This is a genomic window from Segatella sp. (assembly GCF_977051555.1).
In genome coordinates, this window is record NZ_CDRSSE010000001.1 from 91377 (window position 1) to 115451 (window position 24075).

Consider the following 24075-nt stretch of genomic DNA (forward strand, 5'->3'; position numbering starts at 1 on the left):
AACTAGAAGACAGATAAATTATGGAATTTACCGCTCAACAAATAGCCCAGTTCGTTCAGGGCCGTGTGGAAGGTGATGAGAACGCAACAGTCAACACCTTCGCAAAAATCGAAGAAGGTAAGGAAGGCGCCATCTCGTTCCTTTCTAACCCTAAATACACTCATTATGTTTACGAAACCAAGTCAAGCATCGTACTCATTGATGAGAACGTAGAATTGGAACACCCTGTCAGCACAACCCTCATCCGTGTGAAGAATGCATACGAGTGTGTGGCTAAGCTCCTGCAGATGTACGAATCCATGAAGCCTAAGAAGACCGGCATCGATCCGCTGGCTTTCGTATCTCCAAAGGCTAAGGTGGCTGAAGGCGTATATGTAGGTGCTTTCACATATATCAGCGATGGTGCAGAGGTAGGCGAAGGTAGCCAGATTTATCCTCATGCCTACATCGGAGAGGGTGTGAAGATTGGTAAGAATGCACTCATCTATCCGAATGTTACCGTATATCACGGCTGTAAATTAGGCAACAACGTTACGCTTCATGCCGGTTGTGTAATCGGTGCAGACGGATTCGGATTCGCTCCAGGTCCTGAAGGTTACGACAAGATTCCTCAGATTGGTATCGTTACCATCGAAGACGATGTAGAGATTGGTGCCAACACTTGTGTAGACCGTTCTACAATGGGTTCTACCTATGTTCGCAAGGGCGTAAAGCTCGACAACCTCGTACAGATTGCCCACAATACCGACATCGGCGCCAACACCGTGATGTCTTCTCAGGTAGGTGTAGCAGGCAGTACAAAGGTAGGCGAATGGTGTATGTTTGGCGGTCAGGTGGGTATTGCCGGCCACATCACTATCGGCGATAAGGTATTCCTCGGTGCCCAGAGCGGTGTTCCGGGCAGCCTCAAGAGCGGTCAGCAGCTCATCGGAACTCCTCCTATGGAGCAGCGCGCTTACTTCAAGTCACAGGCCATCTTCCGTCGTTTGCCTGACATGTACAAGGAACTCAACGACCTGAAGAAGCAGATTGAAGAATTAAAGAAAAACAATTAAAAATAATAAGGCACGGATGACACGGATGACGCGGAGGCTAACGCCACTAAAGAATCCGAAGAAAACGCAGAGAAAAAAATCCGTGTAATCCGTGCCTAAAAAATGAATATAGTTATGTCAAAACAGAAGACACTGAAAGGTAGTTTCTCTCTTTGCGGAAAGGGTTTGCATACAGGCTTGAGCCTCACCGTAACTTTCAATCCTGCACCAGAGAACACCGGTTATAAAATACAGCGCATCGACCTCGAAGGCGAGCCTGTTATCCAGGCTGTAGCTGAGAACGTTGTTGAAACACAGCGCGGTACCGTACTCGGTAAGGGCGATATCCGCGTTTCTACCATCGAGCATGGCATGTCAGCACTCTATGCCCTCGGCATCGACAACTGTCTCATCCAGGTAAATGGTCCTGAGTTCCCTATCCTCGACGGTTCTGCTGCTCCGTATGTAGAGAAGATCCAGAGCATAGGCATCCAGGAGCAGAATGCTGAGAAAGACTATTACATCATCCGTCATAAGATTGAGGTGAAAGATGATAATGGGTCTGTCATCACCATCCTTCCTGACGAGGACTTCAGCATCACAGCCATGTGTTCTTTCGAGAGCAAATTCATCAACAGCCAGTTTGCTACCCTCGAAAAGATGGAGACATACGCAGAGGAGATTGCATCAGCCCGTACCTTCGTTTTCGTACGCGACATCATGCCTCTGCTCCAAGCTAACCTCATTAAGGGTGGTGACCTGGACAATGCCATCGTTATCTACGAGCGCCAGGTAGAACAGGCTCAGCTCGACCAGCTCGCCGACCATCTCAAGGTACCTCACATGGATGCCAACAAGTTGGGTTACATCCAGCACCGTCCGTTGCAGTGGGAGAACGAATGTACACGTCATAAACTGCTCGATATCATCGGCGATATGGCACTCATCGGCAAGCCTATCAAGGGCCGCATCATCGCTACGCGTCCAGGCCATACCGTAAACAACAAGTTCGCCCGCCTCATGCGCAAGGAGATTCGCAAGCACGAGATTCAGGCTCCTATCTACGATCCTAACGAGGAGCCAATCATGGATAATATCCGCATCCGTCAGCTCCTGCCTCACCGCTACCCTATGCAGCTGGTCGATAAGGTCATTGCTATGGGTCCTAACAGCATCGTTGGCGTAAAGAATGTAACCAGCAACGAGCCTTTCTTCACCGGTCACTTCCCTGAAGAGCCAGTGATGCCAGGCGTTCTCCAGGTAGAGGCGATGGCACAGTGTGGCGGTCTGCTCGTATTGAACCAGCTGGAGGAGCCTGAGCGCTGGAGTACTTACTTCATGAAGCTCGATGATGTGAAGTTTCGCAAGAAGGTGGTTCCGGGCGACACCCTCCTCTTCCGTGTGGAGTTGCTCGCACCTGTACGTCATGGAATCAGCTCTATGAAGGGCTACATGTTCGTAGGCGACCAGGTGGTGGCAGAAGCTACTTTCACTGCACAGATTGTTAAGAACAAGTAATAATAAGATAGAAATATGAATAAGATTAGTCCATTAGCGTTTGTTCATCCAGAGGCAAAACTCGGTGACAACAACATTATCGGTCCTTTCTGCTATATCGACAAGGACACCGTTTTGGGCGATAACAACGTATTGCAGAACAGCGTTACCATCCACGTAGGCGCTCGCATCGGCAACAATAATGAATTTTTCCCAGGCGCCAGCATCTCTACCAAGCCTCAGGACTTGAAGTTCAAGGGCGAGCAGACAACCTGCGAGGTGGGCGATAACAACAGCATCCGTGAGAACGTTACTATCTCTCGTGGTACAGCCTCTAAGGGCAAGACCGTAGTAGGCAACAACAACCTCCTGATGGAGACTGTTCACGTGGCTCACGACTGCGTGCTCGGCAGCGGCTTGATTATCGGCAACTCTACCAAGTTTGCCGGTGAGGTGGTAGTAGACGACAACGCCATCGTCAGCGCCAACGTTCTCGTTCACCAGTTCTGCCATATCGCAGGCTACGTAATGATTCAGGGCGGTTGCCGTTTCTCGCAGGATATTCCTCCATACATCATTGCCGGCAAGGAGCCAACCCGCTACTGCAGCATCAACCTCATCGGTCTGCGCCGTCGCGGTTTCAGTAATGAGACCATCCAGAACATCCACGAGGCTTATCGCCTGCTCTACAGCAAGGGTATATTGAAGGAAGGTATCGAGGAAATCAAGAAGAATCTTGAGGTTACCAAGGAGATTCAGTACATTATCGACTTCGTAGAGAGTTCTCAGCGAGGCATTATCCGATAAAAGTAAAAGGGTAAAAAAAGTAAAAAGGTAAAAAGAGCATTCTTGCATAAGTTTATGAAACGAGCAAGGATGCTTTTTTCTTGAATATAAAGAATGATATATGAAAACATTGATTGTGGTCTTAGGTCCTACTGGTGTTGGTAAAACGGAGCTTTGCCTTTCACTGGCAGAGCATCTCTCTATACCTATTATTAATGCCGACTCCCGTCAGATCTTCGCCGAACTCCCTATCGGAACCGCAGCCCCTACTGCCGAACAGCAGCAGCGGGTGAAGCATTATTTCGTAGGCAACCATCACATCGAAGACTATTACAGCGCAGCCCAATACGAGGCTGATGTGATGAATCTCCTGCAGGAAGACATCTTCAAGAATCATGATGTGGCTCTGCTTACAGGCGGCAGCATGATGTATATCGATGCCGTATGCAAGGGAATCGACGACATCCCTACTGTTCGTGACGACATCCGCACTTGGATGAAACAGCGTCTGGAAGAGGAAGGGCTGGAGGTGCTGGTAGAAGAACTTCACCAGTTGGATCCAGAGCACTGGGCGATAGTAGACAGGAAGAATCCACGCCGCGTGGTTCATGCACTTGAGATTTGTCACCAGACCGGCAAGACTTATACTTCTTTCCGTACAGCCGAAAAGAAGCAGCGTCCTTTCCGCATCATCAAGATAGGTCTGAACCGCGACAGAGCCGAACTCTACGACCGCATCAACCAGCGTGTACTGATGATGATGGACGAAGGTCTGGAGGCAGAAGCACGCAGCGTATACCCACAGAAGGGACTCACCTCGTTGAGAACCGTAGGCTACAAAGAAATGTTCTCCTACTTTGACGGCGAGATAGACCGTGATGAAGCAATCAGACAAATCCAGTCGCACAGCCGTGAATACATGCGCAAGCAGCTTACCTGGTTTAAGCGGGATACCACCATCCAATGGTTCCATCCAGACCAGCAAGAAGAAATCCTTGCGTATATAGATAAAGAAATAGGATAACTCTTAGTCACTTTTTACTAAGAGTTATCCTAAAGTAAGGTTTGACCCCTTGTTTTAAGGGGTTAAGTGGGTAAACTCTCTGATTTTCTATCACTTAACTACCTTGATATCGCGAAACGCGATATCAAGGTTTTCATTTGGATAAAGAGAAAAGTTAGATATCCATCCTCTATATCCAATCAAGAATCTCCTTGAAATAAGAGATGCGGCGGAGTTTCGGGTGTTCATACTCTTCTGCCTTCTCATGTGCCCAGATAGATTGGGCAGGAATATGGATGGCAGAACAGCCGATGCTCAGCGCAGGAGCAATATCACTCTTGAAACTGTTGCCCACCATGACGAGTTCTGAAGGCAGGACATCCAACTCCCTGCAGAGGCGGCGGTAAGCTTCAGGTTTCTTGTCGCTCACGATACTTACCACATCAAAATAACGCTGCAAACCCGAGCGCCATAATTTATTCTCCTGATCCTGCAACTCTCCCTTCGTAAAGACGGCAAGTTTCAATCCCCTGCCCTCTTTCTTCTTTTCATGCAGCAGCCCCAGCGTCTCCTCTACCCCCTCCAGCGGTTTGGCATCAAGATGCAGCAGACTCTTTCCCAGACCTATAATCTGAGCTATCACATAGGCAGAAACCTTGCCCTTACTCACCTTCACGGCATTCTCAACCAGCGAAATGGTGAAAGCCTTGCAGCCATACCCCAAGTCAGCCATATTGCCACTTTCCGTTTCCAGAAGAGCGGCAGAAATTTCTTTCTCTTTTCCGTATTCAGAAAGAAGTTCGCAATATTCATGCTCCACCTCTTCGAAATATTCCTGTAATGCCCAGAGCGTATCATCGGCATCGAAGGCTATCGCCCTGATATCTTTCAGTTTTTCCATACTTTTCTTTTCTTTTTGTTGCAAAGTTAATGTTTTTATCTGAAAAGGAAAACAATTTATTCTGCTTTCTTTTGCATATACCAATATTTTTCGTAACTTTGCCAAAAATTCAAATAAAGCAACAATATGAAATACCCTATAGGAATACAAGACTTTAGTGAAATTATAGATGGCGGTTATGTTTATCTCGACAAAACCAAAATCCTCTATGATTTAGTACATAATGGGAAAATATATTTTCTGAGTCGTCCAAGACGATTCGGAAAGTCATTGTTGATTTCTACCTTGGAATGCTACTTCCAAGGAAAGAAAGATCTGTTTAAAGGACTTGCCATCGAACAATTAGAAAAAGAATGGAAGCAATACCCTGTTTTCCATATAGACTTCAATGGTAAAGATTTCACACAAGCAGGCGAATTGGAAAAAACTTTGTTGACTTTTGTTAAAACCCAAGAGTTGATTTACGGAAGAGATCCATTAGCCACCACCTTGGGAGACCGATTCATGGCTGTATTGAGAACAGCCCATGAAAAGACAGGTTTGGGCGCCGTTGTCTTGATCGACGAATATGACAAACCTTTACTGGATGTTTTGGACACAGGGTTAAAGACCTTCGATTCTGAAGGTAACGAGCGTTTGCTGGAAGACAGGCATCGTGAGATTATGAAAGGTTTCTACAGTGTCTTCAAGGCAGCTGACCGAGATTTGAAATTCGTGCTATTGACTGGTGTCACCAAGTTTTCTCAAGTTAGTGTGTTTAGTGGTTTCAACCAGCCTAACGACATTAGTATGGACGACCACTACGAGGCACTTTGCGGAATCACAGAGGAAGAATTATACTCAACCTTCGATGAACAAATCAAGGCAATGTCCGTAAGATATAAAGTATCTGAGGATGAGATGAGATATCGACTCAAGCGCAAGTATGACGGTTATCACTTCAGTCCAAGCATGCTCGACATCTACAATCCTTTCAGCATCTTGAACTCACTGAGCAAAAAAATCCTGAGTGATTTCTGGTTCCGTACAGGTTCGCCAACCTATCTGGTTCGCTTATTAGCTCATTCCGACGAAAACCTCAACGAGTTGACAGGAAAGTATTATCCAACGAGCAGTTTTATTGACTACAAGGCAGATATAGAGGCTCCCCTACCTATGATTTACCAGAGCGGTTATCTCACCATTAAGGATTGGAACATGGATACCGATTCCTATCTCTTGGATTTTCCAAACGACGAGGTAAAAGCTGGTTTCGTAACCATGGTGGCAGCCAATTATCTGAGACCCAAGGAGTCACCAGACGCATGGGTTATAGAGGTAGTAAGCACTATGAAGACGGGAGATTGCGACAAATTGGAAAAGCTACTCACCTCCTTCTTCGCCAGCATTCCATATAGTCAGCGACGCAAGAATGACGAGCGGGAAAAAGAGCGCTATTTCCAATACACTTTTTATTTGGTAATTCGCATGATTAGTTGCTTTACGGTCTTGATTGAGAAAGAACAAAGCGAGGGACGAGTAGACTGTATCGTAGAGACCCCTAATTTTGTTTATATCGTTGAGTTTAAGCGTGATGGTTCTGCACTTGATGCCTTGAAACAAATCGAAACAAAAGGATATGCCCGTGAGTATGCCGCCGACAAAAGAAAGATATGCCAGATAGGCTGCAACTTCTCATCTGAGACAGGTACAATTGATGGCTGGAAGCTTCAGATTTCTTCAGAGGCTTAAGAACAAATAAAACACCGTTTGAAATTTTCTTGTTTAATGAAGATTCCAAACGGTGTTTCATTTTATTTTTTACATATCATTTCTCTTCATACACTTCAAGCAACAATAGCGAGAATTATCATTTCTCTTACTAAAGAACGGATGGAAAGTCTGTAAGTTTCATGCGCCTTCCAGTAGATTTCAAATGTGAATGGGGACGTTTCTCTTATGGTCTTACTAGGGCACAACATTGCCCCTAGGCGGGCAACTTTTTGCCGTCTAAAGATAAATATTACTACGTCGGGATAGAGATTTCTACATGCCTATAAAACGTTTCGCCAAAAGCATAAAGGCTGACGGAATCCTTCTGTGCGTAAGCCCTGCTTTCAAATCCACTCTTCACTCTTTATACACATAACATAAGCATCTGAATAAGAACAACTTACCGCGGCGAAGAGTAAAGAGTAGAATTGAGAGTAGAGTTTTTTCTTTCCTTTCAGAGCATCTTTAGAATGGCAAGGGATTATCATCATCAACAATATCACACCCAATATACAATTCTTTATCTGCCAATTTATAGCTAATAATTTTCCCATCAAGAACTTTCATCACAACATGTTCTCTAACCAATTCGTTATCAACTGTGATATAGCAACAATAAACATGAGCGGAATATCCTTTTTTCTCATCTTTTATCTGCACAGTAAGCAGAAAGTAACTCTTTTCAAAATTAGCTTTCAAAGATACACCGTTTGAGGCTATATAAAAATCTAAATCTGAATTTTGCAAAATAAGATGCCGCTTTTCTGTCCATTTAGAAATCACTAGTGTCTTTTTTATAATCTTCAAACGACATTTTCTTGACGAGGTTTCCTTTTTCATCATAAATAGAAACGACAGAATATCTGCCAGGCTCGCCATTAGCATGATGCCTGAAAGATAAGCATATAGGCAGGCTTTCCTCTGATGTAAAGCCTACGCAGCCACGATTTGATGGTAACAATATCGCCTTTCCCGCATCCTTATCTACTATAAAAGTATAAATTGTATTCATCTTGTCTATTGTTCCATTTACAACTACCACATCAGGATTTAGAGGGACAAGCATGGCTTCACTTGCCACAAAAACAGAATCTAGCCCTATCGTTACACCATGTTTTTTATCAGGATTATACCATAACAAATCTGCCATAGGATGCGCCGTAACTATTTTTTGAATATCATTCTGCTTCTTATAATACTTCCAAATAGTAACTACGTCTCCGCCATAAATGCCATTTCCCCCATCAACGCTTCTCAACAAGATAGCATCAACATCCTCATCTGTTACAACAGTATTATTTGGCAGATGAAAATGTTTGATGATTTGTGCTATCATCGCTTGCGAATACTTTCCATCTTCATTATTTTCAAATTTCAAAAAGGCATGATCTTGAGCAGGAGCAACTTGTTTTGCCCCCTTTTCTCCACAGCTGATAGAAAGAAAGCACAGCTGTAGCAGTACAACTATCCAATATTTACACTCTTTCATTTTCTAACTTACGAGAGTTTAAATGATACAAAAGAACTTCCTTTATATCATCGGCAACATTATTAGCCAACCTTTCAAAGACCTTTGGCCCAGAACCATTAGGCAAGCTATCTATTTCATTGACTTCTATAAGATTATAATGAGGAATTTCGGGATGGCTATAGTCATAGCGATATCCTCCAAATGTCAGAAACTCTGCATTCGGAATACCAATATCCTTCATACGATTGATTACATTAGTGCCAGCCCCACCGACACCGATGCATAATATCTTTATATTTTCTGTATCATTTCCCATATTATAGTAGCATCTATTAGTATCGATTGCAAAATTAAACAAAAAATCGATAAATTGTATCAGAAAGCCTTGCTTTTTTTATTCGCAAGGCTTGCGAACGACTTTATCCCTTATTCCTCTTCTTCATCTTCATATACACTGTCTCCTATCAATATGATGAACAACAGGAAAAATGAGACTGCCGAAAATAATAATGCTATTAAGAGTACTACAGCAAAAGAAGAAAAAGGATCGATCTTTGTCATTAAATTGACAGCAAAAAGGAATGGGGCTACCGCATAAGACAATTTCTTTAGACATTGCTTAGTACTTAATCCCGCATCATGAAATCTACGTACCATAGAAGAAAGGTTAGCAGGAATAGAGGCTATAGTAATCCCTAAAAACACTCCCGACAGCACATCAAACTTTTCAGAGTTCCAAGCCCCCAATGCCCCCAATGCTATAAAAGTAATAGGGACCTGAACCAGCCAGAACCACCAATACTCACTCTTTGAAGCTCTTCCCTTAAAATCAAAAGACTTCATGTAACACGTCATAATTGAATTGAAAAATGTCATAATCGTATATTATTAAAAGTTCACTATACTATTTAAAATGATTAGAAATTCTATTATCTGAAACGACTTCTTTCAGATAAGCAGGTGTGATGTCTATATTCACCTTTTCTTTTGACATAGAACCAACATAACTAACCCTAAGAGACATATCTAACGGAGCTAGTAGAGAAGCTAACTTTATCATCTCACCGTCCGTTTTCAGGTCTTTCTCGACATTATGTCTAAACTCATTCTTATTTTTTGCGACTTCTTTCATATCATACATTGTTTCATCAATAATATAAATAAACAAAAACTGCTTTCCTTTTACATCCACATCCGAAAAAGTTAGACCATCATCTACCTTATTGGGAAGATTTCGTTTTATACTATTCAAATACAAATCCAATTGTTCTCTTGGAGTAGAAGACATATTTTTTGCATTTTTAATTTCATTAGGCGTTGCGACTAACACAATCTCCCGATGTGATTGAATACCTTTGATTACCATTTTTGCAGAATATCCTTTATCGGCAAAATCCTCATAACTACAAGCCTCAAAAGGAGAACTATTAGCTATATTTGCCATCATCAAACGTTTTTTCAACTCTTTATTCCGCAAGAAATCTTCAAACGGATATTTCTTCTCATCAATTTCCATTGTACTTACCAGTGCAGAATCCTTCAGTTCCAAGCTTTTCAGTACGATTCCTTCTGTTATTTGCAATGGAAACTGCTCGTTAGCACCTTCTACAGCTAATTCCAACTCCGGGTCATTTGGAGGGGGAAGTTTAGATATATAAGCATCATCAATTCTCGTAATAATGAAGATTACCAATCCAAACAAAACAAGCATCAAACAAAATATTCCCCATTTAGTTTTACATTTCAACTTATTTGTGTTTAGTAACCAAACACAAATAAAAACCGCAGCTATTGTCAACACTACCACAACAAGAGCATCATTTATTGGTTTTCCGCTAGAAGTCATATCAGAATGTACTTCACTAGAAACAGAAACACTATCTATTGTTTCAACTGTGACACCATCCCCTTTCTCAGAAGTCCACTTGAATGATTCTATAGCATTTTCCATTACTTTTTTCCAAAGTTTCTCCTCACTATTCTTATAACTACATAAGACTTTTGCCCATTGGTTATCATTAAAGAAATAATAGATACAAACATCCACATTACCATAAACTCCACTTCTTTGGTAAGAAGTCCTTATGCAATAATTTCCATTATCAAGAAAGAAGCCTTTTGTACTTGGCTTAATGGTCATATGCATTTGAGGTGACAACTCTTGATAAGCAAGGCGATTAAAATTTACGATATCACTATCTGACAATTCACAAGAACCATCATTATATGAGAAATCCCCTTCATTATTACTTCCAGTCTGAATCATGATTCGAGCATATTTCAGATAAGCAGCCTTGTTGTCGTCATTTAAACCTGCTTGCTGAAAAACAATAACATCATCACTGGTTACGGGAAGGTTATTGTCTTTTGTCTTTTGTTCATACAAGCCATTTTTATCTCTGAGTTCCAACTTGGAATCTACAGAAATCGTAAACATATCATTAATCGTATAAGATTTTCTTTCTGCATGAGCAGAAAGAAAACCTAACACAAAACTAAATATGATCAATATCCGTCTCATAACTTGCTATTTATTCAGTTCAATCATTGTCCATAAAATCGTCATCATCACTTGGGTCGAACGAACCACCAATGCTAGAAAAATCTTCTGAAGGCATAATAAGAGGAGCATCAGGCTCTGAGTTTGCCAAATAACGTGAACTATGTGAGCCGAAATGCAACAATACAAATATAATAGCTGCCAATACTACAGATAACAATGCCACAAGTATAATATTATGAACCTTGCCTTTTCTCTTTGAATGACTTGCATTCGAATTGGCATTATGTATTTCTCCTTGTATAATTGCTATATCCTTTTGAGTATTAACATCTAAGAATTGATAATTTATCATATTTGATTTACGATAAGCATCAAATTCTTTATCATATTCAGGCTTTAATCGATTAATTGAACTCAATACGCGATAAGCCTCCTGTATATTACGCTTATAAACTTCATTGTACAATTTAGCGTCTGTTCTTGAGTTATATTTAGCCATTGCTTTATTAAAAGCAATGTCAATATTCATCTCAGAAGCATCCCTATTTATATCCAGTAGTAAATAATAATCTTTGAACACTCCTAATTCTTCAACCTCATTAGAATTACTACCATTCGTATCTTCATGAGTCCACTTTGAGAAAATACGTACTTCCATCAATATGACTGACAGAATAGCAACTGGCAATATATACCCCAAGACACAAATTCCAAATGGTAAGTTACCCAATATAAAAAATGGATATAATAAAAAGACTACAACGCTTTTATATTCCGCATCAGTTACATGCCTTTTGATTAAATAAAATTTTAGCCATTTGGGAATCAAATAATCAAACTCATTTTCAGCTTTCGCCTTATTTACAACATACATATTAGTGAATATATTCATCCCAACTGCGCATAAGAACAGCAAGAATATATTCCACCAATAACTATCTTGACGAAGTTCACCTGTAAAAATAGGGTAAACATCCGCAAAAACACAAATAATATTCACAAGCCACATGACACGTGCATAACGAATCAAGTATTTAGCTTGCTTTGGGAGGACAGTTTCTCTATTTCGTAAAACAATTTTTGGTATCAATAAACAGATAAGTCCAAATACCACAAAGGCGATGCTGCCCAATATGGTCAATAGTAATCTCATACTAACCATATCATTGTAATCTTGAAGATAGAAAGTTGTAAAAGTTTCCATTATTGCATTAGCTTTTTCTATCAATTCATACGGACTATGCACATCCAATACATAAGCCTTTCTATTTGCAAAATATACAATACGTATTACTGAAATTCCTTTTTCGTCTTTTGACTGAAAAACAACCGCATCTTTATTTTTAGGAAGAACTGACATATAAAATGTAGCCCAATTTGCATTTCTTCTGCATTTCACTTGATTTGGTGAGAATTTCCAGTTTTTATATGAAATTAATTGTTTTGCAAACTGTTTAGTACAAATTGAATAAATACTATCAGAAGCATTTGATGAAATAGAGTCAGACAAGTCTATAACAGAAAAAGTATATGTATATTCATAAGGAATTGTGGTATAGCGACTATCCCAATATGGCTCATTGACATATTTCACCTTTTCAACTTCCTCATATTCGATACGTCCCCAAAAATCTCTTATAATCTCTCCACTCAAATATCTCTGAGGAACTTTTTCTGTATAATAAACAGCTCTACTTCCCATAGCCAAATAAGGTTTCCAATACCCATATATTCCCTCTCCTTTTCCATTAAAAGAAGAAACAAACTTTCCCTCTGGTATTGGTCCTATTTCTTTCAGTTGCTCAAAATTATCCTTAGTTTCTTTCTTGTCAAAATAATGCGAATTCTTCAACACAGAAAATTGTTCTTTGTCAAAATTAACAAAGAACTTTTCATTATGTTCTTTTAGTGCCAACTCCGACTTCAATGTCGGGACAACATTGGATACATAGATTATGGATATTATTGCAATTAGCAAACAAATCACACAAGCAAGAGTATATTTATTCTTATTTAAACTTTTCATGTTATTTTTCTTGATTAGTTAGTAAAACTGTTATAATTAAACCTATAGCAACTACTATATCAACAAAATTCCACACACCCCTTCCCAACGCTAATTTAACAAAGGGCTGAAATAATATTGCCAATGCTCCACTTGCTACAGCTAATTCCTTTTTATTGTTTTGATAATAAGAATACGCCATATAACCAAACACGACAGTTGCCATATACCTTATTAATATGTAAAAACCATAAGGCATATCTAGTAAACACAATAACAATAATACCGCTAGGATTATCTTCAAATACTTCATTAGACACTCCCTTTTCTTGGCCTTTTCAGTCCTATTAGGTCTTTTTGTTAAACAGAGAAGCGTGAACTGCAATGCCCACATCTTCTATCGGAGGCCCTAGGAAAGCCCATGTTCATAGATGCAACAATAGCAGCCCACGCTATGCGTGAGAACCACTATGCTACCACACGAACATCTTGGAAATTTCCTAGGTTTCCGACATCATGATAAGCATAACGCTTCTTAAATCTCAAAAATCAGTGGAAAGGGAATGCACCCTATCCGACTGCAAAAATATAAAATACTTCCGTAACTTCCAAACATTTTCGCACTTTTTTTTGTTTTCGGCGGCAACTTTCTTATTCAATCGCAAAGCACAACAACATCTTAACAATAATGTAACATCTGTTTAAATCGCCTGTAACATCGTACCCGTACCTTTGCACCCGGAAAAGCAAGGGGAGAAATGTATCTAGCTATGATGAGATTCCCCTATATAATAAGGTATATAAACAATAGTAAAATATATGGGTACAATTTATTTATGTATTGTGATCTTCCTGCTCTGTTTAGCAGTGTTCGATCTCTTCGTAGGAGTCAGCAACGATGCTGTCAACTTCCTGCAATCTGCCATCGGAGCTAAGGTGGCTAAGTTTCGCACGGTGCTGATTATCGCATCCTGCGGTGTGGTTCTCGGAGCCATCATGTCATCGGGAATGATGGATATCGCCCGCCATGGTATCATGAGTCCTGACCACTTTACATTCGAAGAGGTAATGACGCTCTTCCTGGCGGTCATGGTGACTGATGTCATCATCCTGGATGTGTTCAACACCTTAGGTATGCCAACCTCAACTACTGTCTCTCTGGTATTCGAGTTACTGGGTGGTGCTTTCATTCTCGCTACATTGAAGATGTATGGCGACGACAGCCTCAACTATGGCGTATTGCTGAACAGCAACAAGGCGTTGGAGGTAATCATGGGTATCTTCTCATCTGTCATCATCGCCTTTGTGTTTGGTGCTTTCGTGATGTGGCTTTCCCGTATAATCTTCACCTTCAACTACCGCAAGCACAGCCGCTACAGCATCGCTATCTTCGGTGGTATCGCCTTTACAGCCCTCTCTTACTTCATCTTCATGAAGGGTTTGGGCAAGAGTCCTTACCTGCCTGCTGAGGTGCGCGATTACATCGACCAGAATCTCGGTTTCCTCATCTGCATCACCTTCGTGGTATCTGCTGTTGTGATGGAATTCCTGCACCTCTGCCGTGTCAACATCTTCAAGTTTACGGTGCTGATGGGTACTTTCGCCCTGGCTATGGCTTTCGCTGGTAACGACCTGGTAAACTTCATCGGTGTGCCTCTGGCTGGTCTCTCTTCTTATCAGGACTATATGGCAAATGCCAACGGTGCAGCGCCAGACCAGTTTATGATGACTTCATTGATGGAGAGTGCCAAGACTACTCCTGGCTTCCTGCTTGCTGCCGGTGCCGTGATGATTATCGCCATGGCGACATCCAAGAAGGCACAGAACGTAATCAAGACTTCTGTTGACTTGAGCCGTCAGGACGAGGGCGATGAGATGTTCGGCAGTTCTTCTGCAGCCCGCGTGATTGTACGCAACTGCCAGGCTACAGATTCATGGTTGAAGCAGTTTATGCCAAAGGCGCTGATGAACTGGATCAACAGCCGTTTCGACAAGAATGATGTTGAACTCGAGGAGAGTGCTGCTTTCGACGTGGTTCGTGCAGCCGTAAACCTGGTACTTGCTTCTATGCTGATCACCATCGGTACCAACCTGAAGTTGCCTCTCTCTACCACCTACGTTACCTTCATGGTAGCTATGGGTTCTTCACTTGCTGATAGAGCATGGAGCCGCGAGAGTGCCGTATTCCGTGTAACAGGTGTATTAAGTGTAATCGGTGGTTGGTTCATCACAGCCGGTGTAGCTTTCGCAGCCTGTGCCATTGTTTGTATCATCATGCACTTCGGTGGTGTGGGCATCCAGGCTTGCTTCATGGGCTTGGTTATCTACCTGCTCATCCGCAGCAACATCCAGTATAACAAGAAGGCTAAGGAAGAGAGCAAGAGTACTACCTTCCAACTGATGATGCGTTCTCGCGACCCAGAGATTGTATGGGATTTGCTTCGCCGTCAGGTTTCACGCACCCAGTCTTACGTCTGCCACTTCGCCCTGAACGAGTTCAACCAGATTATGGATGGTCTTGCCAACGAGAATACCCGCAACCTTCGTCATGCCAACAAGGATCTGAAGAAGGAACAGGATATGCTGAAGAAGTTCCGCCGTCAGGAGATGCTCGGTTTGAAGAAATCGCCTATCGAGATTGCCATCGAACGCAACACCTGGTTCCATCTGGGCGCCAACAGCAACCAGCAGTTTATCTACTCTCTGCGCCGTATGCTCGACCCAATCAAGGAACATGTTGACAACAACTTCAATCCGCTTCCTGCTGAATACATCAAGGAGTTTGCTCCTGTACGCCAGAAGATCAACGACCTGATGCGCATGAGCTGCGAACTGATTGAAACTGGCAGATATGACAGCTATCGCGAGATACTTGCCGAGGCAGATGCCTGCAAAGACGAGCTTTCAGTTCTCCGCAAGAAGCATATCGACCGCATCCAGCACATGACTGACAATACGCTGATGCAGATTTCTCTGGTTTATCTCAACGTACTGCAGGAGAGTCAGGAATTCCTGAGTGTGATGAGACATCAGTTAAGAGCTGCAAAGAAGTTTATGGAAAAGTAAATTTTCTCTGACATCTTGTCATGAAACTACTTTTTGGTATATCTGTTGCTTGTTGACAGATGACAGCGGATAACAAGAGTGTTATTTCGCTATCACAATATAATCTGAAAAGGTTAGTTTCTCATAGGTTAAGATTGTTAGGTTTAGTTTTTAGAAAAAAGTTTTAGGTTTTTAGTTAGATAAGGGCTCCAAGTGCTAGTGATTAGTATTTGGAGCCATTTTTTTGCCCAAATATTTGGCTATTAAGAAGAAATGTTGTAATTTTGCAGCCGATTTCTGAAAAGAATCATCATATTCAATAACCCGAGTGCTTGGTAAACCTCGTAAAAAACAAGAAAATGGACAAGAAAAAAACTCAAGTGAGCGTGCTGTTTATGCTTTTCAGCATCCTCTTCTGCGTTTGCCTGATTGCAGCAAACGTACTCGAAACAAAGCAAATCGCCTTCGGGCCAGTTTCCCTTACCGGTGGACTCATCGTATTCCCTGTAAGCTACATCATCAACGATGTGGTATGTGAAGTATGGGGCTATCAGAAAGCGCGTCTGTTGATCTGGACCGGCTTTGCGATGAACTTCTTCTTCGTGGCGCTGGGTGCTATCTGCGATGCCATTCCTGCAGCGCCTTATTGGACCAACGATGCCGGTTTTCATGCCATCTTCGGTCTGGCACCCCGCATTGCAGCAGCCTCTTTCGTAGCCTTCATCATCGGTTCATTTGCCAATGCCTATGTGATGAGCGTGATGAAAATCCGCGATGGTGGCAAGCATTTCTCTGCCCGTGCCATCCTCAGTACTATCGCCGGCGAAAGCTGCGACAGTCTTATCTTCTTCCCACTTGCCCTGGGCGGTGTGGTGCCTGCATCAGAATTGCCTTGGCTCATGCTCTGGCAGGTGATACTGAAGACAGCCTACGAGATTGTGGTATTGCCTCTGACCATCCGTGTAGTGAAATACGTGAAGAAGCATGAAGGTGAAGATGCATACGACAATAACATCTCCTACAATGTATTCAAGATCTTCAGCCTCGGCTAAAAGACATCAGTAAATATCAAACATTAAAACATTACCAAGCGTGGATAGAAAAGAAGACGGTCTTCAGGCATTAGGTGCCAAGACTACATATAGAATGGATTATGCGCCAGAGGTGCTCGAAACTTTCGTGAACAAGCATCCTGGCAACGATTACTGGGTACGTTTCAACTGCCCTGAGTTTACATCGCTCTGCCCTATTACGGGTCAGCCAGATTTCGCAGAGATTCGCATCAGCTATATTCCTGACGTAAAGATGGTAGAGAGCAAGAGTCTGAAACTTTATCTCTTCAGTTTCCGCAACCATGGCGATTTCCATGAAGACTGCGTAAACATCATCATGAAGGATCTCATCAAACTGATGGACCCCAAATATATAGAGGTAACAGGCATCTTTACTCCTCGTGGCGGCATCAGCATCTGGCCGTATGCCAACTATGGCAAACCAGGCACCAAATACGAGAAACTGGCAGAGCAGAGATTCGCTACTCACGAATAAAAACAAGAAACCTCGGAAGATTGGCAGATTGCTTTTCTTCCGAGGTTTTTTATTGTTTATTGCTGATGAAATTATGGGAACTGAGGATAATCCTCGAAGCGAGGCTTGCGCTTCTCAAGGAATGCCTTGCCGCCCTCCTGAGCCTCATCCATCGTATAATAGAGCATCGTGGCATCGCCAGCCAACTCCTGAATACCAGCCTGACCATCCAGTTCGGCATTCAAGCCAGCCTTGATCATACGGAGTGCCAGAGGCGAACGTTCCATCATGATTTCAGCCCACTCTACACAGGTATCTTCCAACTTTTCGAGAGGCACCACCTTGTTCACCATTCCCATCTCTTCAGCCTCCTTGGCAGAATACTGCTTGCAGAGGAACCAGATTTCGCGAGCCTTCTTCTGACCCACCATTCTTGCCAGATAAGAAGAACCGAAACCGGCATCGAAGCTTCCTACCTTAGGACCAGTCTGTCCAAAGATGGCATTCTCTGAAGCGATGGTCAGGTCGCACATCACATGAAGCACATGACCGCCACCGATGGCATAACCATTCACCATAGCGATAACCGGCTTTGGCAGACGGCGAATCTGCATCTGCACATCGAGCACATTCAGGCGAGGCACACCATCGTTACCCACATAACCGCCTCGGCCCTTTACATGCATGTCGCCACCTGCACAGAATGCCTTATCGCCGGCACCCGTCAGAATGACCACACGGATATCCAGACAGTCGCGGCAATAGTTGAATGCCTGCGCCATCTCCCAAGTGGTCAACGGCGTGAAGGCATTACGGTAGCGCTCACGGTTGATGGTAATCTTAGCGATATGATTATACTCCTCGAAGATGATTTCCTTGAAATCAAAACCTTCTATCTTTTTCCATTCTCTCATTTTACTTTGAACTTTATGATTACTATTTATCTTATTTTTTTGACAGAACTATCAGTTATAGTTCCTTACAGGTCCTCTATCAGCACTTCTGGATGGCTTCCAGCATCTCGTTATCTACATCCATATCGGTGAAAACCTCCAGGAGCATCGGGCGCTCGCTCTCGGCATGAATCAATTGGCAGATGCCTTGTTCCATCTCTTCCATCGTATGAGCTGCGAAATACTTTACGTCATTCTGACTACAGATTCCTTCAGCCGTTGCATGATGCTTTGCCATTACCATTTCTTCGCGAGCCTGACTCTCCTTTAATCCCTGGAACTTGCCAAAGATGGCACCGCCACCATTATTGAGCACGATGATACGGAGCTTGCCGTTCAGATTTCTATTCCAGAGCGCATTCTGGTCATAGAAGAAACTCAGGTCGCCGAGAATGCAGTATACATGCTTATCAGACTTGTTCTTGCACATCGAGAAACCTACAGCCGTAGAAAGAGAACCTTCTATGCCGTTCACACCACGATTGCAGTAAACATGGCGGTCGGCATACAGATTCATCAACCGGATGGCAGAACTGTTACCGGAGATGACGCTGCTCATCATACCTGGAAGGAATGTATCGAATTCGCGGTCATAGATACCATCGTCCTGAGCATCTTTACCGCCTAAGGTGAACGCTTTGAAATCCTGAGGCTCAACCTTCTGAAGCTGGCTGAAGAATTCCTTTACGGTAGCCAGACTGCTGAACTCAGGCTTGAAGTTCTCTTTGCGTTCATAGCTTTTAGCCAACGCGTCCATCCACAATTTGCGATAATCCTCCCAGTGGTTGTGCCAGCCAAAATTATCCAACCATGACATAGCATCACTGTTTGGCAAATCCATCACTTTAGTAAGATGCATGAACGTATCTTCGATATCAGCCTCTTGCGAAATTCTTATCTGCTCAACTCCTTTAAGCGAACGCAGATAAGATTTCAACTTCTTGCTCACAATATGTCCACCTATATAAACCACCAGGTCAGGACGGAATCTTTCATCGTCCTTTATTTCATCCAGCAAATTCTCGAAAGCGCTATACAGGGTGGTTTTATTCCAATCTTCTCCCAGTTCTTCCTGAACCTTATATAGATAAGGTGGCATTGCCAGAGATTCCCATAATATAGGCATTCGGTCAATATAAGCCAACAAGTCTACATATTTTTCGGTATTGTCCAACTGTCCTATTACCAACAATGGCCGTTTGGCTTCTAACACACATTCAAAAGGGGTCCCATCAAATGTGTCAATATTTGCCCTGCAGTAAGCAACCTCTATCTTGCGCTCTACGGGCAAAGCTTCTTTCGTAAACGAATAGAAAGGCTCAGAGATAGGTACATTGATGTGTACAGGTCCCTTTACCCGCCCCATGCTTTTCAACAGCGCTTCGTTGACCAGCCGGTTGCAATACCAATGCATCTCTTCCTGCTGCTCACCTTCGAACACTTCTGGCAGAGATACCGATTTTCTTACCATCTGCCCCAAAGCATCAGGCTGAGGAAGCGTCTGACCATCCAACTGGTTAATCCACTGTGCCGGTCTGTCGGCAGAAATCACTATGAGCGGGATTTGCTGATAATAAGCCTCAGCTACTGCCGGATAAAGATTGAGCAATGCAGAACCCGAAGTCACACACACTACGACAGGCTGATAACCTTCAGCCATAGAAAGTCCAAGAGCTTGGAAGCCGGCACTACGTTCGTCGGTTACAGGATAGCAAGTGATGTCTTCACACTCGTTGAGATTGTGAACTATGGCTGCATTTCTGCTGCCCGGACACACTACAGCATGGCGAACACCATGCGCTACCAGTAAACTTGTCAAAATATTGACGTTTTCTTTATTGCTATACATTTCACCTTATTTTTTAGGTTATTTTTATGTTTTCAGATTCTTGAAGACCCTTTGTCTTTTAGCATTATAAAATCAGAATGAATCCCTATCATTTTCTCTGCAAGACCTTTACAGAACCGACAGAATGGTCTGCATCTTAGCTTCAGTTTCCTTCCATTCCTTCTCCATCTCGCTCTCCTTCAGCAATCCGCCTCCGGCATAGAGTTCGCAGGAGCCGTCATCCAGGATATTCATGCAGCGCAGGGAAACATAGAGATGCGTCTTTCCTTTCGGCGAAATCGGTCCCACAAAACCACTGTAGTATTTGCGCGACTGATGTTCATGCTGCAGGATAAACCGGCGAGTTTCATCCTTCGGTATTCCGCAGACGGCAGGCGTAGGATATAAGGCATCGAGCACATCGCCCAGACGCCCCGTATCATGCAGACGGAAAGCGATGTCGGTACGGAGATGATAGAGATTGGCAGCCATCGTGGTATAAGGTCCCTTCTTCTGATAATCATCCGAAAAGATCTTGATGCAATCCTCGATATAATCGGTTACATACTGCTGTTCCTCTCTGTTCTTCTCCGACCATTCTATCCCTTCTACCGGATAATCGGCTACGGTCTTGGAAGGTTCTGCCTTCTGGGTGCCTGCCAGCGACATGGTTGCCATCTGATTCTGTTCACCTTTGAGCAGAATTTCAGGTGTAGCCATCAGCCATAAACCCGATTGGGGTGTATAAATCAAGGCTACAAAAAGACGGGGATACATCCGGCAGGTCTTCAGAAACAGAGCCTTTAAAGAGTCTGAATCCTGCACAACTGAAGCATTGGCTGTATTCTGCACATCTGAAGGCTTGCCGGCATCTTGCACTGCTGAAGTCTGGACAGATCCTAAAGGCTGCCGATTGCTCTGAATACGCAGTTTTCTTGCCAGAACAATCTTGCTGAATTTACCTTCAGAGAGCTGCCGGTGAAAGCATTCAAACTCCCTTGCATAGGCTTCAAAATTACGTCCCGACGTAGATTCTGCTACGTCACGACGTAAATCCTGCTGCGTCACGACGTAGGAAGTGCCGCATCGCGATGCATTTTCAGCCCCCTCGGCAGAGAGAAGTTTGCTTTCATCCGGATGCATCAGCACCACGGGACATTCGCTGGATGGCGCGAAAGGAGCTATCACGAAACCTTCCTTGCCATTCAGTTCTGCCACAGAAGAGAGAACCTCAGGTTCTCCCACATGCTGAGCCACATAGGTAGCATGGTGCAGATAAGGCAGACGATAATACGCAAAAGCTATCATACCTTTGTTTCTGCCCCCTTTTTCTGATTGTCTTTCTTTGGAGTGAACACATAGTTGGTTACCTGTACGGTACAGATTACCTCACCAGCCGTATTCTTGATATCCACCTGCCAGGTATGCAAGGTTCTGCCCTTGTGCACAATCTTGGCAAAGGCAGTAACCATATCGCCCTCGCTGACCGCCTGAACATGAGTACCGCTCACGTTGATGCCCACGGCAATCTGTCCCGGACAGAGCGCCAGGGAACCGATACCCGCCACATTCTCGGCAAGAGCCAGAGAAGCACCTCCACTCAAGAAGCCGAAAGGTTGGCGATTACGCTCATCTACCTTCATCGTTGCCTGAAGCGTATCAGGCTCAGGGGTAGAAATGAAATGCATTCCGAGGGTCTTGGATAATCCATCAGTCTTGCTGATTCTTTTTACTAATTCATCTATGTTCATCTTATTATCTCCTATTTTTTCGTATTTTGTTATTGATTCAGAGCTATTCGTTTTCTCATCACTCCAAAGTATGTTTCTGATAAACTCAACGCAAAGGTAAGACTTTCTTTAGAGAAAACAAAATTTATCGCACTTTTTATTTGATAAAGGGCAAACTTTACATACCTTTTCCTTTCTTTAATAATAAAAAACATAAAAAACGGCATATAGTTCAGATTTATTTTGTATTTTTGCACCAAAAATAAGAAAATAAAAGATATATCTGAATAGAATATGAACATTTTAGAGCTAAGCGAACAGGAAATCGTTCGCAGACAGAGTCTTCAGACATTGCGCGAGATGGGTATCGACCCATACCCAGCAGCAGAGTTTCCAACCAATGCATTCAGCACAGATATCAAAGCTGAATTCAAGGACGAGGACGAGCCACGACAGGTAGTTATCGCCGGACGCATGATGGGTCGCCGCGTAATGGGTAAAGCTAGCTTCGCTGAGTTGCAGGACTCAAAGGGAAGAATCCAGGTTTATATCGCCCGCGACGAGATTTGTCCAGACGAGAACAAGGACCTTTATAATACTGTATTCAAGAAACTTCTCGATATCGGTGACTTCATCGGTGTAAAGGGTTTTGTTTTCCGCACACAGACTGGCGAGATTTCTGTTCACGCCAAGGAACTGTGCCTGCTCTCTAAGAGCTTGAAGCCACTCCCTATCGTGAAGTATAAGGATGGCGTGGCTTACGACAAGTTCGATGATCCGGAGTTGCGTTACCGCCAGCGCTACGTTGACCTCATCGTTAATGATGGCGTAAAGGATACTTTCATGCAGCGTGCTACCGTACTCCGCACACTCCGCAGCGTACTCGACAACGCAGGTTATACTGAGGTAGAGACTCCTACCCTGCAGAGCATTGCCGGTGGTGCTTCTGCCCGCCCATTCATCACCCACTTCAATGCGCTCGATCAGGATATGTACATGCGTATCGCTACCGAGCTCTACCTGAAGCGCCTCATCGTAGGTGGTTTCGAGGGTGTTTATGAAATCGGCAAGAACTTCCGCAACGAGGGTATGGACCGCAACCACAACCCTGAGTTTACCTGTATGGAGCTTTATGTTCAGTACAAGGACTACAACTGGATGATGGCTTTCACAGAGAAGTTGCTCGAAACGATCTGTATCGCCGTAAACGGCAAGCCAGAGCGCGAGATTGATGGCAACATCATCAGTTTCAAGGCTCCATATCGCCGTCTGCCTATCCTCGATGCCATCAAGGAAAAGACCGGTTTCGACTGCAACGGCAAGACCGAGGAAGAGATCCGCGCATTCTGCAAGGAGAAGGGCATGGACGTAGATGAGACCATGGGTAAGGGTAAGTTGATTGATGAGCTCTTCGGTGAGTTCTGCGAGGGAACCTTCCTCCAGCCAACCTTCATCACCGACTATCCTGTAGAGATGTCTCCATTGACCAAGATGCACCGTTCTAAGCCAGGCTTGACCGAGCGTTTCGAGTTGATGGTTAACGGTAAGGAGCTTGCCAATGCATACTCTGAGCTCAACGACCCAATTGACCAGGAAGAGCGTTTCATCGACCAGATGAAGCTTGCTGACAAGGGTGATGACGAGGCGATGATCATCGATCAGGACTTCCTCCGTGCCCTCCAGTATGGTATGCCTCCAACATCAGGTATCGGTATCGGTATCGACCGTTTGGTCATGTTGATGACAGGCAAGACCTTCATTCAGGAGGTACTGTTCTTCCCACAGATGAAGCCAGAGAAGAAGATGCCACAGAGCACCATCAAGGAATGGGCAGAGATTGGCGTGCCAGAGGATTGGGCATACGTGCTCCGCAAGGCAGGCTTCAACCTCATCTCTGATATCCGTGAAGAAAAGGCTCAGGGTCTCCAGCAGAAAATCGGCGAAATCAACAAGAAGTACAAGCTCGGCTACGAGAAGCCTTCTGTTGACGACATCCAGGGCTGGATTGATCGTAGTAATGTTGAATGTTGATTGTTGAAT

Annotated in this window: 21 protein-coding genes; 9 read left to right on the forward strand and 12 right to left on the reverse strand. The window is 43.5% G+C overall.

Annotation, left to right across the window (positions count from 1 at the left end; genetic code table 11):
• The first annotated feature begins 20 nt into the window (after positions 1-20).
• From lpxD to miaA, 4 genes are all read left to right on the forward strand, one after another.
• Positions 21-1055: a UDP-3-O-(3-hydroxymyristoyl)glucosamine N-acyltransferase gene (gene lpxD, locus ACWJAO_RS00360; RefSeq protein ID WP_449138856.1), complete on the forward strand. Its 1035-nt coding sequence runs from the start codon at positions 21-23 to the stop codon at positions 1053-1055.
• A gap of 114 nt (positions 1056-1169) precedes the next feature.
• On the forward strand, positions 1170-2552 hold the full coding sequence (locus ACWJAO_RS00365; protein WP_006847230.1) for a bifunctional UDP-3-O-[3-hydroxymyristoyl] N-acetylglucosamine deacetylase/3-hydroxyacyl-ACP dehydratase: 1383 nt from the start codon (positions 1170-1172) through the stop codon (positions 2550-2552).
• 15 nt (positions 2553-2567) lie between these two features.
• Positions 2568-3338, forward strand: a complete 771-nt coding sequence (gene lpxA / locus ACWJAO_RS00370) for an acyl-ACP--UDP-N-acetylglucosamine O-acyltransferase (protein WP_449138857.1) — start codon at positions 2568-2570, stop codon at positions 3336-3338.
• Positions 3339-3438: 100 nt separating this feature from the next.
• Positions 3439-4341, forward strand: a complete 903-nt coding sequence (miaA, locus tag ACWJAO_RS00375; protein WP_449138858.1) for a tRNA (adenosine(37)-N6)-dimethylallyltransferase MiaA — start codon at positions 3439-3441, stop codon at positions 4339-4341.
• A 169-nt stretch (positions 4342-4510) separates the two neighbouring features.
• On the opposite strand, the gene ACWJAO_RS00380 is transcribed toward miaA, so the two are convergent.
• Positions 4511-5221 (reverse strand): HAD family hydrolase, encoded by a 711-nt coding sequence (locus ACWJAO_RS00380; RefSeq protein WP_449138859.1) that lies wholly within the window; start codon positions 5219-5221, stop codon positions 4511-4513.
• 126 nt (positions 5222-5347) lie between these two features.
• On the opposite strand from ACWJAO_RS00380, the gene ACWJAO_RS00385 reads away from it, so the two are divergent.
• Positions 5348-6952, forward strand: coding sequence for an AAA family ATPase (locus ACWJAO_RS00385; protein ID WP_449138860.1), 1605 nt, complete (start codon positions 5348-5350; stop codon positions 6950-6952).
• Between the two features lie 486 nt (positions 6953-7438).
• Here the strand turns inward: ACWJAO_RS00385 and ACWJAO_RS00390 are convergent, their stop codons facing one another.
• The 7 genes from ACWJAO_RS00390 to ACWJAO_RS00420 form a co-directional block, all read right to left on the reverse strand.
• Positions 7439-7780, reverse strand: coding sequence for a hypothetical protein (locus ACWJAO_RS00390; protein WP_337500479.1), 342 nt, complete (start codon positions 7778-7780; stop codon positions 7439-7441).
• Entirely contained in the window at positions 7746-8462 is a 717-nt protein-coding gene (locus ACWJAO_RS00395; protein ID WP_449138861.1) for a hypothetical protein, read from the reverse strand. Before ACWJAO_RS00395 ends, ACWJAO_RS00390 begins: the two co-directional genes overlap by 35 nt.
• The gene (locus ACWJAO_RS00400) at positions 8449-8760 is read right to left on the reverse strand and encodes a hypothetical protein (RefSeq protein WP_118200943.1); all 312 of its coding nucleotides are present in this window, start codon (positions 8758-8760) and stop codon (positions 8449-8451) included. Before ACWJAO_RS00400 ends, ACWJAO_RS00395 begins: the two co-directional genes overlap by 14 nt.
• Before the next feature lie 110 nt (positions 8761-8870).
• On the reverse strand, positions 8871-9320 hold the full coding sequence (locus ACWJAO_RS00405) for a DUF805 domain-containing protein (RefSeq protein ID WP_449138862.1): 450 nt from the start codon (positions 9318-9320) through the stop codon (positions 8871-8873).
• 28 nt (positions 9321-9348) lie between these two features.
• Complete coding sequence (locus tag ACWJAO_RS00410) at positions 9349-10965, reverse strand: hypothetical protein (protein WP_449138863.1); 1617 nt, start codon at positions 10963-10965, stop codon at positions 9349-9351.
• 19 nt (positions 10966-10984) lie between these two features.
• Entirely contained in the window at positions 10985-12973 is a 1989-nt protein-coding gene (locus ACWJAO_RS00415; RefSeq protein ID WP_449138864.1) for a hypothetical protein, read from the reverse strand.
• 1 nt (position 12974) lies between these two features.
• Positions 12975-13265, reverse strand: coding sequence for a DUF6804 family protein (locus ACWJAO_RS00420; protein ID WP_118200098.1), 291 nt, complete (start codon positions 13263-13265; stop codon positions 12975-12977).
• A 506-nt stretch (positions 13266-13771) separates the two neighbouring features.
• Here ACWJAO_RS00420 and ACWJAO_RS00425 point away from each other — a divergent pair.
• The 3 genes from ACWJAO_RS00425 to queF all read left to right on the forward strand — a co-directional run bounded on the left by ACWJAO_RS00425 (position 13772) and on the right by queF (position 17545).
• Positions 13772-16018 (forward strand): anion permease, encoded by a 2247-nt coding sequence (locus ACWJAO_RS00425; protein WP_449138865.1) that lies wholly within the window; start codon positions 13772-13774, stop codon positions 16016-16018.
• Between the two features lie 338 nt (positions 16019-16356).
• Entirely contained in the window at positions 16357-17049 is a 693-nt protein-coding gene (locus ACWJAO_RS00430; RefSeq protein WP_118065346.1) for a queuosine precursor transporter, read from the forward strand.
• 40 nt (positions 17050-17089) lie between these two features.
• Positions 17090-17545, forward strand: a complete 456-nt coding sequence (gene queF / locus ACWJAO_RS00435; protein ID WP_006847219.1) for a preQ(1) synthase — start codon at positions 17090-17092, stop codon at positions 17543-17545.
• A gap of 71 nt (positions 17546-17616) precedes the next feature.
• On the opposite strand, the gene menB is transcribed toward queF, so the two are convergent.
• The 4 genes from menB to ACWJAO_RS00455 all read right to left on the reverse strand — a co-directional run bounded on the left by menB (position 17617) and on the right by ACWJAO_RS00455 (position 22056).
• Entirely contained in the window at positions 17617-18438 is an 822-nt protein-coding gene (menB, locus tag ACWJAO_RS00440; protein ID WP_022121706.1) for a 1,4-dihydroxy-2-naphthoyl-CoA synthase, read from the reverse strand.
• Positions 18439-18517: 79 nt separating this feature from the next.
• Entirely contained in the window at positions 18518-20326 is a 1809-nt protein-coding gene (menD, locus tag ACWJAO_RS00445) for a 2-succinyl-5-enolpyruvyl-6-hydroxy-3-cyclohexene-1-carboxylic-acid synthase (protein WP_449138866.1), read from the reverse strand.
• Positions 20327-20434: 108 nt separating this feature from the next.
• On the reverse strand, positions 20435-21613 hold the full coding sequence (locus ACWJAO_RS00450) for a chorismate-binding protein (protein WP_287837188.1): 1179 nt from the start codon (positions 21611-21613) through the stop codon (positions 20435-20437).
• The gene (locus ACWJAO_RS00455) at positions 21610-22056 is read right to left on the reverse strand and encodes a PaaI family thioesterase (protein ID WP_144151996.1); all 447 of its coding nucleotides are present in this window, start codon (positions 22054-22056) and stop codon (positions 21610-21612) included. The genes ACWJAO_RS00450 and ACWJAO_RS00455 overlap by 4 nt, the downstream gene beginning before the upstream one ends.
• Positions 22057-22329: 273 nt before the next feature.
• On the opposite strand from ACWJAO_RS00455, the gene lysS reads away from it, so the two are divergent.
• Complete coding sequence (gene lysS, locus ACWJAO_RS00460) at positions 22330-24066, forward strand: lysine--tRNA ligase (RefSeq protein WP_144151993.1); 1737 nt, start codon at positions 22330-22332, stop codon at positions 24064-24066.
• Positions 24067-24075: the final 9 nt, after the last annotated feature.